Annotated in this window: 14 protein-coding genes, 1 tRNA gene and 1 pseudogene; 8 read left to right on the plus strand and 8 right to left on the minus strand. The window is 71.7% G+C overall.

The window, feature by feature from the left end:
* Window positions 1–47: 47 nt before the first annotated feature.
* From IEZ07_RS15530 to galU, 5 genes are all read right to left on the minus strand, one after another.
* A complete protein-coding gene (locus IEZ07_RS15530; protein ID WP_191895401.1) occupies window positions 48–692 on the minus strand; it encodes a GNAT family N-acetyltransferase in 645 nt (214 codons plus the stop codon).
* A gap of 65 nt (window positions 693–757) precedes the next feature.
* The gene (locus IEZ07_RS15535; protein ID WP_191895402.1) at window positions 758–1,231 is read right to left on the minus strand and encodes a MogA/MoaB family molybdenum cofactor biosynthesis protein; all 474 of its coding nucleotides are present in this window, start codon (window positions 1,229–1,231) and stop codon (window positions 758–760) included.
* A gap of 110 nt (window positions 1,232–1,341) precedes the next feature.
* Window positions 1,342–1,812: a cyclic pyranopterin monophosphate synthase MoaC gene (gene moaC / locus IEZ07_RS15540; protein WP_191895403.1), complete on the minus strand. Its 471-nt coding sequence runs from the start codon at window positions 1,810–1,812 to the stop codon at window positions 1,342–1,344.
* A 43-nt stretch (window positions 1,813–1,855) separates the two neighbouring features.
* Window positions 1,856–3,043, minus strand: coding sequence for a molybdotransferase-like divisome protein Glp (gene glp / locus IEZ07_RS15545; protein WP_068902358.1), 1,188 nt, complete (start codon window positions 3,041–3,043; stop codon window positions 1,856–1,858).
* Between the two features lie 38 nt (window positions 3,044–3,081).
* A complete protein-coding gene (galU, locus tag IEZ07_RS15550) occupies window positions 3,082–3,981 on the minus strand; it encodes a UTP--glucose-1-phosphate uridylyltransferase GalU (protein WP_191895404.1) in 900 nt (299 codons plus the stop codon).
* Window positions 3,982–4,005: 24 nt separating this feature from the next.
* Here galU and IEZ07_RS15555 point away from each other — a divergent pair, with 24 nt between their 5' ends.
* The 3 genes and pseudogenes from IEZ07_RS15555 to IEZ07_RS35720 form a co-directional block, all read left to right on the plus strand.
* Entirely contained in the window at window positions 4,006–4,593 is a 588-nt protein-coding gene (locus tag IEZ07_RS15555; protein ID WP_191895407.1) for a 5-formyltetrahydrofolate cyclo-ligase, read from the plus strand.
* Between the two features lie 208 nt (window positions 4,594–4,801).
* Entirely contained in the window at window positions 4,802–6,307 is a 1,506-nt protein-coding gene (locus tag IEZ07_RS15560) for a potassium/proton antiporter (protein WP_191895408.1), read from the plus strand.
* A gap of 273 nt (window positions 6,308–6,580) precedes the next feature.
* Window positions 6,581–6,721: pseudogene (locus IEZ07_RS35720) on the plus strand (FmdB family zinc ribbon protein); the annotation flags it as partial.
* A 312-nt stretch (window positions 6,722–7,033) separates the two neighbouring features.
* On the opposite strand, the gene IEZ07_RS15570 reads toward IEZ07_RS35720, so the two are convergent.
* Window positions 7,034–9,079 carry an MFS transporter gene (locus IEZ07_RS15570; protein WP_191895410.1) on the minus strand — a complete coding sequence of 682 codons (2,046 nt, stop codon included), beginning with the start codon at window positions 9,077–9,079 and terminating at the stop codon, window positions 7,034–7,036.
* Window positions 9,080–9,189: 110 nt separating this feature from the next.
* Between IEZ07_RS15570 and IEZ07_RS15575 the strand changes: the two genes are divergently transcribed.
* The 3 genes from IEZ07_RS15575 to mscL all read left to right on the plus strand — a co-directional run bounded on the left by IEZ07_RS15575 (window position 9,190) and on the right by mscL (window position 11,333).
* Entirely contained in the window at window positions 9,190–9,999 is an 810-nt protein-coding gene (locus IEZ07_RS15575; protein ID WP_191895411.1) for an S-methyl-5'-thioadenosine phosphorylase, read from the plus strand.
* Between the two features lie 192 nt (window positions 10,000–10,191).
* A complete protein-coding gene (locus IEZ07_RS15580; protein WP_068902345.1) occupies window positions 10,192–10,842 on the plus strand; it encodes an RcpC/CpaB family pilus assembly protein in 651 nt (216 codons plus the stop codon).
* Between the two features lie 86 nt (window positions 10,843–10,928).
* The gene (mscL, locus tag IEZ07_RS15585) at window positions 10,929–11,333 is read left to right on the plus strand and encodes a large conductance mechanosensitive channel protein MscL (RefSeq protein WP_191895412.1); all 405 of its coding nucleotides are present in this window, start codon (window positions 10,929–10,931) and stop codon (window positions 11,331–11,333) included.
* A gap of 56 nt (window positions 11,334–11,389) precedes the next feature.
* Here mscL and IEZ07_RS15590 read toward each other — a convergent pair whose 3' ends face one another.
* Both IEZ07_RS15590 and IEZ07_RS15595 read right to left on the minus strand, forming a co-directional pair.
* Window positions 11,390–12,493, minus strand: a complete 1,104-nt coding sequence (locus IEZ07_RS15590) for a M15 family metallopeptidase (RefSeq protein WP_239320219.1) — start codon at window positions 12,491–12,493, stop codon at window positions 11,390–11,392.
* 242 nt (window positions 12,494–12,735) lie between these two features.
* Window positions 12,736–13,437, minus strand: a complete 702-nt coding sequence (locus IEZ07_RS15595; protein WP_191895413.1) for a hypothetical protein — start codon at window positions 13,435–13,437, stop codon at window positions 12,736–12,738.
* Window positions 13,438–13,643: 206 nt separating this feature from the next.
* On the opposite strand from IEZ07_RS15595, the gene IEZ07_RS15600 reads away from it, so the two are divergent.
* Together IEZ07_RS15600 and IEZ07_RS15605 are read left to right on the plus strand one after the other, a co-directional pair.
* Window positions 13,644–13,719 (plus strand) — tRNA-Arg (locus IEZ07_RS15600).
* 662 nt (window positions 13,720–14,381) lie between these two features.
* Window positions 14,382–15,029 (plus strand): hypothetical protein, encoded by a 648-nt coding sequence (locus IEZ07_RS15605; protein WP_191895414.1) that lies wholly within the window; start codon window positions 14,382–14,384, stop codon window positions 15,027–15,029.
* Window positions 15,030–15,088: the final 59 nt, after the last annotated feature.

Raw genomic sequence — 15,088 nt, forward strand, 5'->3', positions numbered from 1 at the left:
GCGTGTCACTATTTGACGAGTATTCAATTCGGTGTGTCGCCAGATCGTCACACCTCTTCGTGCGAGGGACCGCCGGAGGCCGTGGCCTCCCGGGCGTGTCGCCACCGCGCGAGCAGGCCCCTGGGCGCGTCCTCGACCGTGAGGGCGTAGCAGATGTGGTCGCGCCAGGCCCCGTCGATGTGCAGATGCCGGCGCCGGATGCCTTCTTCCCGGAAGCCGAGCTTCTCAACCACCCTGCGGCTGGCCTGGTTCTCCGGCCGGATGTTGGCCTCGATCCGGTGCAGCCCGGTGGTGAAGAAGCAGTGGTCCACCGCCAGGGCCACGGCGGTCGGGATGATCCCCCGGCCGGCCAGCGCACCGTCCACCCAGTAGCCGATCTGGGCGGACCTGGCCGACCCCCAGACGATCGCGCCCACGGTGAGCTGGCCCGCGAAGGCTCCGTCGTACGTGACGACCCACGGCAGCGCCAGCCCCTGCCTGCCCTCCCTGCGCAGCGTCCCGGCCATCGAGATGTACGGGCCCAGCCCGGTCCGGAACAGGGGCGTCTCCGGGTTGCTCGGCTCCCACGGCCGGAGCCAGTCGGCGTTGCGCAACCGCGAGTCCCGCCAGACCCGCACGTCCCGCAGGCGCAGCGGCCGGAGTCCCACCGAGCCCTCCGTCAGGGTCACCGGCCAGCCACGAAGTCGATCCACCCCTTCATCATCCCCCCAAGCCGCACCGGCGTGCCACGGAGAGACCGCGGAGAGGCCGCGGGAGGTCACCGGGGATGGTCTCCCCCGCGGATCTGGTCCACGGCGTGCCGCAGCACGGGCGCCAGTACGGCCATGCCGTCGCGGACCCCGCCGGAGGAGCCGGGGAGGTTCACGACCAGGGTGGAGCCCGCCTGGCCCGCCAGCCCGCGGGACAGGACGGAGGCCGGCACCTTCTCCCTGTTCGCCTGCCGGACCGCCTCGGCGATGCCGGGGATCTCCCGGTCGAGCACCCGCGCGGTCATCTCGGGGGTCAGGTCGGCCGGGGTCAGGCCGGTGCCGCCGGTGGTGACGATCACGTCGTAGCCGCCGGCCACCCCGGCGCGGAGCGCCTCCTCGACCGGCTCGCCGTCGGGGACCACGACCGGGCCGTCCACCTCGCACCCGGCCTCCGCGAGCAGCCCGGCCAGGAGCCTGCCCGACGAGTCCTGGTACACCCCGGCGGCGGCCCGGTCGGACGCCGTGATCACCAGAGCCCGCATGTGCGGCCCGCCTTCCTCGTCGCCACTCCGCCGGGACCCCGGCGGGCGTTCCGGCCCGCGGTCAGGGCTCGCCGCTCCGTCGGCATCCCGGCGGGCGTTCCGGCCCGCGGTCAGGACCTCGTCCAGACGCCGGTCTTGCCGCCGGTCTTCTCCTCGACCCTGACGTCCGTGATGACCGCCGCCGGGTCGACCGCCTTCACCATGTCGATCAGCGCCAGCGCGGCGACGGCGACCGAGGTCAGCGCCTCCATCTCGACGCCGGTCCGGTCGGCCGTCCTCACCCTGGCGGAGATCTCCACTCCGTCGTCGACCACGGTCAGCTCGACCTTCACGCCGTGCAGCGCGATCGGGTGGCAGAGCGGGATCAGGTCGGGGGTGCGCTTGGCGCCCATGATGCCCGCGATCCTCGCGGTGCCGAGCGCGTCCCCCTTGGGGATCTCGCCCGACCTCAGCAGGGTCACCGCCTCGGCGGACAGCAGCACCTTGCCGGTCGCGACGGCCGCGCGCGCGGAGACGTCCTTGGCCGAGACGTCCACCATGCGCGCCGCGCCGGTCTCGTCGAGATGTGAGAAACCGCTCATCCGCCTGCCCTGTCTCCTGTCCGATGCGGTCCGCCGTCCCCGTTCACAGGGGAATGATCTCCACGGTCGTGCCCTCGGGGAGTTCGGTGACGTCCTCGGGGACCACGATCAGCGCGTCGGCCTCGGCCAGGGCGGCGAGCTGGTGGGAGCCCTGCCGCCGCACCGGGGTCACGGCGCCCTGCGGACCGAGTTTCCCACGCAGATAGGAGCGCTTGCCCGCGGGTGAGCGGAGCGGCGCCGCGGTCACGGCCGTCGCGGTCTCCGCAGGACCCGCGGGCAGGCCCTGCATCTTCCGCAGTGCCGGGCGGACGAACAGCATGAACGACACGAAGGAGGAGACCGGGTTGCCGGGCAGCGCGAAGATGGGCACCTGGTCGTCGCCCACCACGCCGAACCCCTGGGGCATGCCCGGCTGCATGGCGACGCGCTCGAAGCGTACGGTGCCCAGCGGCCCGAGGGCCTCCTTGACCGGTTCGTACGCGCCCATCGAGACCCCGCCGCTGGTGATCACCACGTCGGCCCTGACCAACTGGGCGTCGAGCTGCTCGGCGAACCCCGCCGCGTCGTCGCCGACGATCCCGGCGCGGTAGCCCTCCCCGCCGGCCTCCCGGACCGCGGCGATCAAGGTGTAGCTGTTGGACTCCCAGATCTGGCCGGGGGCCAGGGTCGTGCCGGGTTCGGCCAGCTCCGCACCGGTGGAGATCACCACGACCCGCGGGCGGGGCCGTACCAGCACCCGCCGGCGGCCGACTCCGGCCAGGATGCCGAGCTGGGCGGGACCGATCCGGGTGCCCGCGGTCAGCACCACCTCCCCCGCGCGCACGTCCTCGCCGGCCAGCCGGATCGCGTTGCCCTTCTGGACGGGCCGGTCGATCGTGACCCGGGCGGTGCCGCCGTCGGTCCACTCCACCGGGACCACCGCGTTGGCCCCGGCCGGCAGCGGCGCGCCGGTCATGATCCGCAGGGCCATCCCCGGCCCGAGCGCGTGCAGGCGGCCGTCCCCGGCGGCGACGTCGTCGACCACCGGCAGCGTCGCCGGAACGTCGGCGACGTCCTCGGCCCGTACGGCGTAGCCGTCCATCGCCGAGTTGTCGAAGGGCGGCAGCGGGACCGGAGAGGTGACCTCCTCGGCCAGGGTCGTGCCCAGCGCCCGTTCGAGCTCCAGCTCCAGCGGGGCGAGCGCCCGCACGGTGCGCAGGATGTCGCCGAGGTGCTCGTCGACCGATCTCATCGGGCTCATGTGGGCCGCCTGCGGGCTCGTCGGAAGGGTCATCGCGAGGCCAGGAACTCCTTGAGCCAGGGCATGAACTCCGGCGCGAGGTCGGGGCGGTCCGCGGCGAACTGCACGACCGTGCGCAGGTAGTCGAGCTTGTTGCCGGTGTCGTAGCGGCGGCCGCGGAACAGCACGCCGTGGACCGGCCCGCCGCCCTCACCGCCGCGTCCGGCCAGGGTGCGCAGGGCGTCGGTGAGCTGGATCTCGCCGCCCCGCCCCGGCGGCGTGTTCTCCAGGACCTCGAAGACGGCCGGGTCGATCACGTAGCGGCCGATGATGGCCCAGTTGGACGGCGCCTCCTCGGCCGGGGGCTTCTCCACCAGGTCGGTCACCCTGACCACGTCGTCCTCGGCGGTGGCCTCGATGGCCGCGCAGCCGTACAGGGAGACGTGGTCCTCGGGGACCTCCATCAGCGCGATGACGCTGCCGCCGTAGGTGTTGCGGACGTCGATCATGCGCTTGAGCAGCTCGTCGCGGGGGTCGATCAGGTCGTCGCCGAGCAGGCAGGCGAACGGGCTGTCGCCCACGTGCTGCTTGGCGCAGAGCACCGCGTGGCCCAGGCCCTTGGGCTCGCCCTGCCGTACGTAGTGGAGGGTCGCCAGGTCGGCGGGCTCGCGGACCTGGGAGAGGCGCTCGTCGTCGCCCTTGGCCTCGAGGGCCTCCTCCAGCTCGACGGCCCGGTCGAAGTGGTCCTCGATCGAGCGCTTGTTCTTGCCGGTCACCATGAGCAGGTCGAGCAGCCCGGCGGAGACGGCCTCCTCGACGACATACTGGATCGCGGGTTTGTCGACGATCGGCAGCATCTCCTTGGGCGTCGCCTTGGTCGCGGGCAGGAAGCGGGTGCCCAGACCCGCCGCCGGCACGACGGCTTTCGTCACGGGATCGAAGTCGGCCATATCAAAACCTTAGTGGAGGGACCTGTGGACAAGCTGAAGCTGCGCGCGTCGATCCGGCAGCGGCGTGCCTCTATCCCGGAGGACGAGCGTTATGCGGCCTCTGTCCAGATTCGGGAGGCGCTGCTGGACCAGCCGTGGGTGCAGATGGCCGGGCTGGTCGCGTGCTACTGGTCGACCGGGGCCGAGCCGGCGACGCACGGGCTGGTCTTCGCGCTGTGGAAGCACGGCGCGACGGTGCTGCTCCCGGTGCTCCGCGACGACCTGGACCTCGACTGGGCGGTGTACGACGGGCCCGACACCCTCGCCCCCGGCCGCTTCGGAATCATGGAGCCGGTGGACGTACGGCGCGGCGTCGACGCGGTCAGGACCGCGGCCCTGGTGATCGTCCCGGCGCTGGCGGCCGACCGCTCCACCGGCGTACGGCTCGGCCAGGGCGGCGGTTCCTACGACCGGGCCCTGGCGCGGGTGGGGCCCAACGTGCCGACGGTCGCGCTGCTCCACGACGGCGAGCTGCTCGACGGCGTCCCCGCCGAACCGCATGACCGGCCGGTCCGCTACGCCGCGCTGCCCGGCGGCATCGTCCGCCTGGGGGAGGGCCGGCCCGCCGAATAGGACAGAATGGTCCCCGAAGCGAGAGGAGGGGACAGGTGACTCTTCGCTCCCGGCGAGGGAGCGGCTTCCCGCTTTTCCCGTCCGGGACGGGCGGCCTGCACGCCCCGGCGGTTCTGCGCGGGGGCCCGCCACCAAGGGAGCGAACCCTCCGTTGCACGAACGCGCCGACCGTCTCACCGGATCCTGACGGACAGCCGATGGACATCCGATGGACATGAACGTCTGGCTGCTGCTCGGCGCGGGGATCGTCATCGCATCCATCGTGGCGGTGCGCGTCGCCCACCGCAGCGGCCTCCCCAGTCTCCTCATCTTCCTCGGGTTCGGCCTGGTCATCGGCGAGTCCGGGTTCGGCCTGCAGTTCGAGGACACGGGACTCGCCCAGCAGATGGGCCTGATCGCGCTGGCGATCATCCTGGCCGAGGGAGGTCTGACGACCACCTGGAGCCACGTCAGAGGATCCATCCCCACCGCCGTGGTGCTGGCCACCGCGGGCGTCGCGGTGAGCATCGCGGCCGTCGCGCTCCCGGTGCGCTTCCTGCTCGGCATGGACTGGCGGACCTCGCTCCTGCTCGGCGCGGTCCTCGCCTCGACCGACGCCGCGGCGGTCTTCTCCGTCCTGCGCCGCCTGCCCCTGCCACCGCGCCTGTCGGGCATCCTGGAGGCCGAATCCGGGTTCAACGACGCCCCCGTCGTCATCGCGGTGGTGCTGCTGAGCACCAACGCCTCGCCCAGCCTCGGGGTCGCCCTGCTGGAGGTGGTTTTCGAGCTCGTGGTGGGCGCGGCCGCCGGCCTGGCGATCGGCCCGGTCGGCGTCTACGCGCTGCGCCGCGTCGCGCTGCCGGCCGCCGGCCTGTACCCGATCGCGGTGCTCGCGCTGGCCTTCGTCGCCTACGCCGGCGCCGCGTCCCTGCACGGCAGCGGCTTCCTGGCGGTCTACCTGGCCGCGCTGGTCATGGGCAACTCGCAGATGCCGCACCGGGCGGCCAGCCGGGGATTCGCCGAGGGCGTCGCCTGGCTGGCCCAGATCGGCCTGTTCGTCATGCTCGGTCTGCTGGCGAGCCCTTCGGAGATGCCGGCCGCGCTCGTCCCCGGGCTGGTCGCGGGGCTGATCCTGGTCGCGGTCGCCCGGCCGCTGTCCATCGTGGTCTCCGCCCTCCTGCTGCGGATCACGGGGGTCGACCGGCTGAACTGGCGGGAGCAGGCGTTCCTGTCGTGGGCCGGGCTCCGGGGCGCGGTGCCCATCGTGCTGGCCACCATCCCCTGGGCCGCCACGTCGATCGACGACGCCACCGCCAAGCTCGTGTTCAACGAGGTCTTCGTCATCGTGGTCGTCTACACCCTGCTCCAGGGGCCCACCCTGCCGTGGGTGGCGCGCAGGCTCGGGGTCACCGCGCCGGAGGAGGCCCGCGACCTGGCGGTGGAGTCGGCCCCGCTGGAGGAGCTCAACGCCGACCTCCTGCAGATCAGGGTGCCGCCGGCGTCCAAGCTGCACGGCGTGGAGGTGTTCGAGCTCAGGCTGCCGTCCGACGCCCAGGTCACGCTCGTCGTCAGGGACGGCAAGTCGTTCGTGCCGTCGGAGTCCACCCGGATCAGGGCCGACGACCAGCTCCTCGTGGTGGCCACCGCCGCCTGCCGGGAGGTCGTCGAGAAGCGGATCCGCGCGATCAGCCGCCGGGGCAAGCTGGCCGGCTGGTTCGGCGAGCACGGCTCCTGACCTCCAGCGGGCCGGCCGGAGGACTCCCGCGAGCCGGGCCGGGGAACTCCCGCGGACCAGGCCGGAGGACTCCCGCGGGCGCAGCGGAGGGCCTGCCCGGACCGGCTCGGAGGACTCCCGCAGGCCCGGTTGCGGGACGGTTGCGGGGCCCCGGCCGGAAGGCGCACGCCGGAATGTGACATCCTCCGCTCGCGTTTATGCTTGTCGACGCCGTACCATTAGCAGTCGCGCCAGTCGAGTGCCAATCGGCGCGGACCGAATGAGGAGGAGAGCGTGCCCACTTACCAGTACGCCTGCACCGCCTGTGACAACCAGTTCGAGATCGTCCAGAAGTTCTCGGACGACGCGCTCACCGTGTGCCCGAGCTGCCAGGGTGAGCTGCGCAAGGTGTTCTCTGCGGTCGGCATCGTCTTCAAGGGATCCGGCTTCTACCGGACGGACAGCAGGTCGTCCGGTTCGAGCACGGTGAGCTCCACCACGTCGAGCTCCTCGAACTCGTCGCCGTCCTCCGCATCCTCCACGTCCTCCTCGGGGTCGACGGAGTCCAAGCCCGCCGCCGCACCCGCGGCCGCAGCCTCCTGACGAACGGGCGTGCGGCCGGCCCCACCCGCCGGCTCCCCGCGCGCCCCGCTCCGCGCACCGGTCGCTCCCTCCGGCGGCCCCACGGGTGACCGGCCCGGTGCGCGGCCGACCCCACCCGCAGGCCCGGCCCCGCGGCGACCGGTCTCAACGCGGCGCGGGGCGGTCGGTCATCGCGCCGAGCATCTCCCCGGGCAGCCGGTCCAGCAGTTCGCGCAGCCCGGGGTGCTCCTCCGGATTCCAGTCCTGGATCACCCGGGTGAGTCCCTCCCTGGCCTCCGAGACCAGGCGGTCGGCCACCCGCTCCCCCTCCGGGGTCAGCTCCAGGCCGAGTCCGTCCGCCGCCCGGCGGACCAGATCGCGCTCCACCAGGTGGGCGACGTACGGCCGTCCCCTGTCGATGGTCACGCCCGCCCGCTCCGCGAGGTCCGCGCCCGCCTGCCTGCCCCTGGTGCCCAGGCGGGCGATCAGCCAGACCGAGCCGGACGGCAGGTCGCGCAGGCCCGCCAGATCTCCGAGCCGCCGGTAGTAGTCACGGCGCATGGCCTCGTCCGCCAGCCGCCACAGCCCCCTCTCCACCTCGTCGAGCGACGACCGCCCGGTCGGCACGGCGCCGTAGCCCTCGCCCGGGTCGGTCGCCTTGGTGGTCTCCCGCAGCGGCAGCTCGGGCAGGAGCCAGGCCACCGCGAAGGCCAGCAGCGCCACCGGGGCTCCGAACAGGAAGACCCGGGCGATCGCGTCGGAGTACGCCTCCAGGAAGGCCCCGGCGACCTCCGGGGGCAGCCGCCGGATGACCGTCGGATCCTGCTGGACCGCGCTCTCGATGCCCGGCGGGAGCCGTACCGTCCGGGAGAGCGCGGCCAGGTCGTCGGCGAGCCGCGCGGTGAAGATCGCCCCGGCCAGCGCGACGCCGAACGAACCCCCGATGGCGCGGAAGAACGTGGCGCCCGAGGTCGCCGTCCCCAGGTCCTCGAAGCCCACGGCGTTCTGCACCACGATCACCAGGACCTGCATGACCATGCCGATCCCGACGCCCAGGACGAGCAGGTAGGCGCTCAGCTCCAGGGCGCCGATGCCGGGGTGGATGCGGGAGAGCAGGAACAGGCCGAGCGCCGCGGTCGCGGTGCCCGCGATCGGGAAGACCTTGTACCGCCCGGTGCTCGTGATGACCTGGCCGCTGACGATCGAGGCGACGAGCAGACCGCCCATCATCGGCAGCAGGTGCAGGCCCGACATCGTGGGCGAGACCCCCTGCACGACCTGGAGGAAGAGCGGCATGTAGGTGAGGGAGCCGAACATCGCCAGGCCCACGATGAAGCCGATCAGCGACGCCACGTTGAAGACCCGCAGCTTGAACAGGTGCAGCGGGAGCACCGGCTCCGGGGCCCGCTTCTCGGCCAGCCACCAGAGCACCCCCAGCACCGCCGCGGCGACGCCCAGCCCGATGATGACCGGGTCGCCCCACGGGTAGGTGCTCCCGCCCCACGTGGTCATCAGCACCAGGCAGGCGGTGGCGCCGCCGAGGAAGACGATGCCGCCGTAGTCGATGACGTGCCCGGTGGAGCGCACGCCGGCCGGCAGCGCCCAGGCCACCACGGCCAGCGCGAGCAGGCCGATCGGCAGGTTGACGTAGAAGACCCAGTGCCAGGACAGGTGGTCCACGAACAGTCCGCCGAGCAGCGGGCCCGCGACGCTGGAGACGGCGAAGACGGCGCCGAAGAACCCCTGGTACCTCCCCCGCTCGCGGGCGGGCACGACGTCCGCGACGATCGCCTGGGCGAGCACCATGAGACCTCCGCCGCCGAGCCCCTGCAGCGCCCGGAACCCGATCAGCTGCCCCATGTCCTGCGACAGGCCGCACAGGGCCGAACCCACCAGGAAGATCACGATCGCGGCCTGGAAGAGGGCCTTGCGGCCGTACTGGTCGCCGAGCTTGCCCCACAGGGGCGTGGAGACCGTCGAGGCGAGCATGTAGGCGGTCACCACCCAGGCGAGGTGGTTCAGGCCGCCCAGGTCTCCGACGATGGTCGGGAGCGCGGTGGCGACGATCGTCTGGTCGAGCGCCGCGAGCAGCATGGCGAGCATGAGCGCCCCGATGATGAGCCCCAGCCCCCTCCCGGGTCTCCGTTCCGCCTCTCCGGACGCCGTCCGCCGGGTCCGCCGCGCACTCGTCTCGTTCCCCCGATCGACCATGGGGCAGGTCATACCCCATGTGTCCACACGGTCACATCGGCTGCCGGAGTCGTCCACAGGCTCCGCTCTCCGCCCTCTCGCGGGGCGGCCGTGACGCTAGTGTCTGCGCCATGGTCAATCGCGCGGACGTCGGGGTCATCGGCGGTTCAGGGTTCTATTCGCTGCTCGACGACGTCACGGAGGTCACGGTCAGCACGCCGTACGGCCCGCCGAGCGACGTCGTCAGCATCGGCCGCGTCGGCTCGCGGGAGGTGGCGTTCATCCCCCGCCACGGGCGGGACCACCGCTTCCCGCCGCACCGCATCCCCTACCGGGCCAACCTGTGGGCCCTGCGCTCCCTCGGCGTGCGCCAGGTTCTCGCGCCCAGCGCGGTCGGCTCGCTCCGCCCCGAGATCGGTCCCGGCGCCCTCGTGGTCCCCGACCAGCTCGTCGACCGCACCTCCGGCCGCGCCCAGACCTACTACGACGCCGGCGGCGTGGTCCACGTCCCCTTCGCCGACCCCTACTGCCCGGTGGGCCGCGCCGCGGCCGTCGCCGCGGGCCGGGCCGCCGACTGGGAGACGGTCGACGGCGGCACGCTGGCCGTCATCGAGGGCCCCCGCTTCTCCACCCGGGCCGAGTCCCGCTGGTTCACCGCCAACGGCTGGACGATCGTCGGCATGACGGGCTTCCCGGAGTCCGTCCTCGCCCGCGAGCTCGCCATGTGCTACACCTCGCTGTCCCTGGTCACCGACCACGACGCGGGCGTCGAGACCGGCGAGGGAGTCACCCACGAGGAGGTCCTCGCCTTCTTCGCCGCCAACGTCACCCGCATGCGCGCCCTGGTCACCGACGTCGTCGGAGCCCTCCCCAGGGACCGCGCCTGCCACTGCGCCAAGGCCCTGGACGGCCTGCAGCTCCCCTTCGACCTGCCCCGGTGACCTTCCGTCGTCCCATCCGGTGCCTTCGACCCCGCCCGATGCCCCTCGGCCCCGCCCGGTGACCGCAGGCCTGCCCGGTGCCCTTCGGCCCCGCCTCCGGCACCCTTCCCGTCCGGTGTGCCTCAACCCCGTCCGGTGACCTTCCGCCCGGTGTGCTTCGAACCCATCCGGTGACCATCCGTGGAGTCAGCCATGCCCGTCGCCAGTCTCCTTCCCGGCCTGCGCCCGCAGGGCCGGCGCCTTCCCTTTCACCGTCTCCTCGGCCGCCGCCACCGCCTCCTCGCCACCGTCCTCGCCGCCCTGGCCGCGGCGTGCGCCGCGACCGGCCTGCGCCCCGAGACCTCGTCGGTGACCGTGCTCGCGGCGGCCCGCGACCTGCCCGGCGGCGTCCTGTCCGCCGCCGACGTGAAAACGGTCGCCCTGCGGCCCGGTACGGCCCCCGAAGGCGCCCTGAGACCGGGCACGCCGGTCGCCGGGCGGGTCCTGGCGGGCCCCGCGCGGCGCGGGGAGCCCCTCACCGACGTCCGCCTGCTCGGCCCGAGCCTGCTGGCCGCCCATCCACCCGGCACGGTCGCCGCGCCGGTCCGCGTCGCCGACCCCGAGAGCGCCCGCCTGCTGTCCCCCGGAGACGTGGTGAACGTGCTCGCCGCGCCGACCGGCTGGGACGGCTCCGCCGCCCCGGCCCGGATCGTGGCCGAGGGCGTCCCCGTCCTCACCGTCCCCGCGAGCGGGAGCGACCGGGACGCGCTCCTCATGCTCGCCACGACCTCGGATCAGGCGGTCGAGCTGGCCTCCGCCCAGTCCGGCGGCCGGCTGTCGATCACGATCGCCCCTCCCCGGTGATGATCCGGCCGTGACAGGGTAATAGCGCCCGCACCCCCGAAGTCGAACGACCCCGGAGGCCTGGAGGCCCCGGGCAAGGAGTGGTCATGCTGAGTGGATTCAAGAAGTTCCTGATGCGCGGCAACGTGCTCGACCTCGCCGTCGCGGTGGTGGTCGGCGCCGCCTTCACCGCCATCGTGAACTCCTTCGTCAAAGACCTCATCAACCCGCTCATCGCCGCCATCGTCGGCAAGCCCGACTTCAGCCACCTGACGCTGAACATCGGCTCCGGCACGCTCACGTACGGCAACTTCCTCAACGCGGTGATCTCGTTCATGCTGATCGCGGCGGTCATCTACTTCCTGGTCATCACGCCCTACGAGAGGATCACCGCCCGGTTCGCCACGCCGGAGGAGACGAAGCTGCGGGAGTGCCCCGAGTGCCTCTCGGAGATCCCCAAGGCCGCCGTCCGCTGCCGCCACTGCACCGCCCAGGTCTCCCCGATGACGTGACCGGACCCGAGAGAGATCGGCCGGGGAGAGCCGGTCGACGGGAGGCCGGCGGGCGCTCAGAGGAGCGAGCCGAGCTTCGGGTCGTATTCCCAGTGCCACGGCTCGAAAGGGCTGGAGTAGGCCCACTGGGGGTGGAACCACCCGAATTTCTTGCCGTTGGCCTCCACCCAGTTGAACTCCGCCGAGCGGAAGTTCTGCACGCCCCCGCACAGGTCGACGGCGAGCCCCAGACCGTGGTTGCTGCGACCCGGAACGGCGGCCAGGCCGGGACGCCGGTAGTAGACCGACTGCTGCTCGGCCAGGCTCCGGTAGGCGTCCGTCACGCACATGGGCTTGCCGAACCTCTTGCGGTAGGCCTCGTTCATGCTGATGAATGCGATCGCCGCGTCGGCCCGGAGCTGGTGGCCGGGCTGCTGGAGCGGGCACAGGTAGGCCTTCGGGATCAGGCCGTTGGGGAACTCGCCCGCCGAGTTCACCTTCGTCGGATCACATCCGAGCGCTGCCCGGCCGACCTTGTCGATCTTGATGCCCAGTTTCACGAGCGCCTTGGTGAGCGTCTTCACCAGCTTGTCCGAACGCGCCTGGAGCGTCTTGATCTCGGCCCCCATCTGGGCCTCCGCCAGCAGCGTCCCGGCCCGCAACTCCTGCGCCTCGGCCGCCAGCCGCTCGCGCTCGGCCTGCAGCCGGCTGCTCTCCTCCAGCACCTGGTTCCGCTCGGCGACGAGCTGGGTGACACCCGTCATCGCGCGCAGCGTGTCGCCGCTGGAGTCCCCGGACAGCAGGCCCGCCACGTCCCCTCCGACCGGCTGCTGGTAGAGCAGTCCGACGAGGTCGGACAGCGGCTGCCGCACCTGGGCGAAGGCCCGTTCGGCGGTCTGCAGCTCGCGCAGCTTGGCGGTCAGCGCCTTCTGCGCCTCGCGGATCTTGGCGCGCCGCTGCTCCAGCGCCTTGGTGGCGGCCTCCAGGTCCTTCGCCGCCTTCTCGGCGTCCCGGCGGAGTTCGGTGAGATTCACCGGATCGCGCCGGGCGGCGGCCCGGACCTCGGCCGGCATGCCCTGCCGCGCACCGGGCTGGGATTTCGCGTGCTCCTGCCGCACGGCGGCCCCGGCCTTCAGCGGCGCCTGCTGCGCGGTGGCGACCCCCGGTACGAGGGAAGTCATCGTCGCGACAACGACGATCAGACCCGCTGATCGACGAGGTAGCACGTTCGACCCCTCCGTTTGCGAACTCGTGACCCGGGTCAGGCACGCACGTTACTACAGCTCACCGGATGCCCGAGCCAGACTCCTCGCAGCCGCTATGCGCCGAACGCCCCATTCCGCAAGCTCCGCCCCAGGCTTCCCGCCGGTTCCACCCGGGCAGATCGCAGGTGGTTTCCGGCCCTCCACCGATCCCGGAGATGTCAGACCTTCTGCCGGTTGCCGTCCAGGCAGATCTCCCAGAGCCAGGTGTCCCGCCACTCCTGCGAGCACTCCGCCTCCGTGCCCGCCGCCCCCTCCTCCGCCGGCGGCACCGGCGAGGGCGTGGGGGACGGCGTGGGCGACCGGTCCGGCGTCTCCTGACCCGAGGACTCCACGGGCCCCTGCGCGTGCGCCGTACCCGGCCCGTGCACCGTCCGCGGCTTCTCCTTCCCGCCCCCGCCGGAAACCCGCCGCTTCCGCCTCCTGTCGGCGGTCTCCGCCGCCTCCCCGGCTTCCCCGGAGTGATGCGTCGGCCGGAAGTAGGACAGGCCGATCAGGTCCGGCGGCATCCAGCCGTCGTACACCCGATAGGGGCGCAGCGGCGGGGGCACCAGCCTGGGCTCCGTCGCCCGGTTCCCGACCGGTTCACTGTCCGTCACCGTGCCCCGGATCACCGTGTCTCCGGTCATCGCGCTTCCGGACGGCGCGCCCGCCGGGTCTCCCTGGGCCGCTCTGATCGCGACGGGGGCTCCGGAGGCACCGGGCGACGCGGCCGCGACCGGCACACCGTCACCGAACGCCTTCCGCCGCTCCGGCTCCGCGGAGACCCCGCCGCTCACCGCCAGGTCGTATCCGGCGACCTCGGCCATCATGAGGCCTCCCGCCAGCAGAGCCGGCACCAGCATCGCCACGCCCAGCACCATCGGCCGCGATGCTCGACGACCGGGAATCCGCTTCCGCCGCATTCTGATCACAGAGCGTGACAGTAGCCATGCCGGCACCTCAGCGGCTCACTCGCTTGCCATCCCTTTGGCCCACCGCAGGCAAGCGATGACCCGCCGCTGCCATCTCGATCTCCCCCCGACTGGGCACAGGCCCGGTATCTTCGCTACTCTTACAGACAGCCCTTGCCTCCGTAGCTCAGGGGATAGAGCACCGCTCTCCTAAAGCGGGTGTCGCATGTTCGAATCATGCCGGGGGCACCATCGTGACCTTGCCATCCACCGCCTGACCTGGGGATCCCCCCGGTTCGGCGTGCGCTCCTGTGCAGCCGTAGGCCATCGGACGCAGCCCTGACTCACTGGTCACGGTCTATTCACGGGATGATCTTGACCATGCCCGGCCGGACGGTGCCGCACAGAAACGCAGGTCAATACACTGCCGCAACCTCAGTCGACAAGATCGCCACATCAGAGATCGGCTTCCGCGTCCCCATCTCCGGCAGGGCAAGCACCGTCTCGTCGAGAGCCCCGCACTCCAACCACGGCGAGGCCATCACTCTCACCGACCCCCATTAGTCGCTCTTGGATCCAGTTGTGCGGGAAAGTGGTCTCTGCGATTATCTGCGACTTGGGGATTCTCACTGGACCGAGTCCAGCCCATGGACCGTGCCAGGGCCGATAGGAGGCTGATTTTTACCATGCACTCCTGGGCTGATCATTGGCCAATCGTCGATCCCACCATCCCGCCTCGGGACAAGCGGCGGATCATAGGCAACCGAGAACTTATGGGCATATCGACGGCTTCCCCAGGTGGGCATATCGCCTCTCGGGTATCGAGGGCGAACGGCTGTCTGGTCACCATTGCAGCCGTCTTCTGCTTAGCGATCATCAGGGCCATTGGCGAGGCTGCGATCAAGGTGCCCTGGGTGGGCCTGGCCCTCCTCATTTTGATCGCTGTGGCCGCAGCGGCGCTCCTCACGTGGAAACACCTTGAATCACCAAAACGGCTGGCACGGCTCTACCGTGATCGCTACGTGATCCCCAGCGATCTCGACAACGAAGCCCACTCTCTGTTCAACCGGGCCACCAACGCCACCATGACGGTCAGCTGGTCCCAGGTCAGCCGACAGGGGTTCTTGGACTCCGTAGCCAACGACGTACTGTTCCCTCAGCAGCTATGGGAGATCAGCCGTCTTCTGCGCTTTCAGAGCATCCTTCGCGCCGAGCAGGCCGCTGCCACCCGTGGCGTCGTCCTCACTCCTGAACTGCTGGCCGTACTGGCTCCTCAGCAGCAGGCGCTACAGCATTCGGTCGCGATGGTCACACAGCGGATCATGGAGCTTGAGGCCTATGCACGTCGCGTCCAGGAGGCGGACGCCGCGCTACGCGCTCATGAGCAGTTGCAGAACAACGACAAGTACCGCTACCTGCTCGCGCACACCGACGACAGGATGGGCATGCAGAACCTCATGCAGCAGGCAGCCGCCGTGGAGAGCACTCTCACGCAAAGTGTGCAGAGCGCCATCGCGGCGGGTCAGACTCTGGCCATGCCAGACCTCAGACAGTGGCGCTGATCACTGCACACCACAACGCCGAAGGCCCCGGACTCTGCCGGGGCCTTCTCGTCTGATTG

It is taken from the genome of Planomonospora parontospora, assembly GCA_014647935.1.
GTDB lineage: Bacteria > Actinomycetota > Actinomycetes > Streptosporangiales > Streptosporangiaceae > Planomonospora > Planomonospora parontospora.

What these genes read in the sequence shown, in the direction of transcription:
- IEZ07_RS15560 (WP_191895408.1), top strand. Translation starts at nt 4,802, where the DNA reads ATGGACATGAACGTCTGGCTGCTGCTCGGCGCGGGGATCGTCATCGCA.
- IEZ07_RS15590 (WP_239320219.1), bottom strand. Translation starts at nt 12,493, where the DNA reads ATGACTTCCCTCGTACCGGGGGTCGCCACCGCGCAGCAGGCGCCGCTG.
- IEZ07_RS15570 (WP_191895410.1), bottom strand. Translation starts at nt 9,079, where the DNA reads ATGGTCGATCGGGGGAACGAGACGAGTGCGCGGCGGACCCGGCGGACG.
- galU (WP_191895404.1), bottom strand. Translation starts at nt 3,981, where the DNA reads ATGGCCGACTTCGATCCCGTGACGAAAGCCGTCGTGCCGGCGGCGGGT.
- mscL (WP_191895412.1), top strand. Translation starts at nt 10,929, where the DNA reads ATGCTGAGTGGATTCAAGAAGTTCCTGATGCGCGGCAACGTGCTCGAC.
- moaC (WP_191895403.1), bottom strand. Translation starts at nt 1,812, where the DNA reads ATGAGCGGTTTCTCACATCTCGACGAGACCGGCGCGGCGCGCATGGTG.
- glp (WP_068902358.1), bottom strand. Translation starts at nt 3,043, where the DNA reads ATGAGATCGGTCGACGAGCACCTCGGCGACATCCTGCGCACCGTGCGG.
- IEZ07_RS15580 (WP_068902345.1), top strand. Translation starts at nt 10,192, where the DNA reads ATGCCCGTCGCCAGTCTCCTTCCCGGCCTGCGCCCGCAGGGCCGGCGC.
- IEZ07_RS15575 (WP_191895411.1), top strand. Translation starts at nt 9,190, where the DNA reads ATGGTCAATCGCGCGGACGTCGGGGTCATCGGCGGTTCAGGGTTCTAT.
- IEZ07_RS15595 (WP_191895413.1), bottom strand. Translation starts at nt 13,437, where the DNA reads ATGGTGCTGGGCGTGGCGATGCTGGTGCCGGCTCTGCTGGCGGGAGGC.
- IEZ07_RS15535 (WP_191895402.1), bottom strand. Translation starts at nt 1,231, where the DNA reads ATGCGGGCTCTGGTGATCACGGCGTCCGACCGGGCCGCCGCCGGGGTG.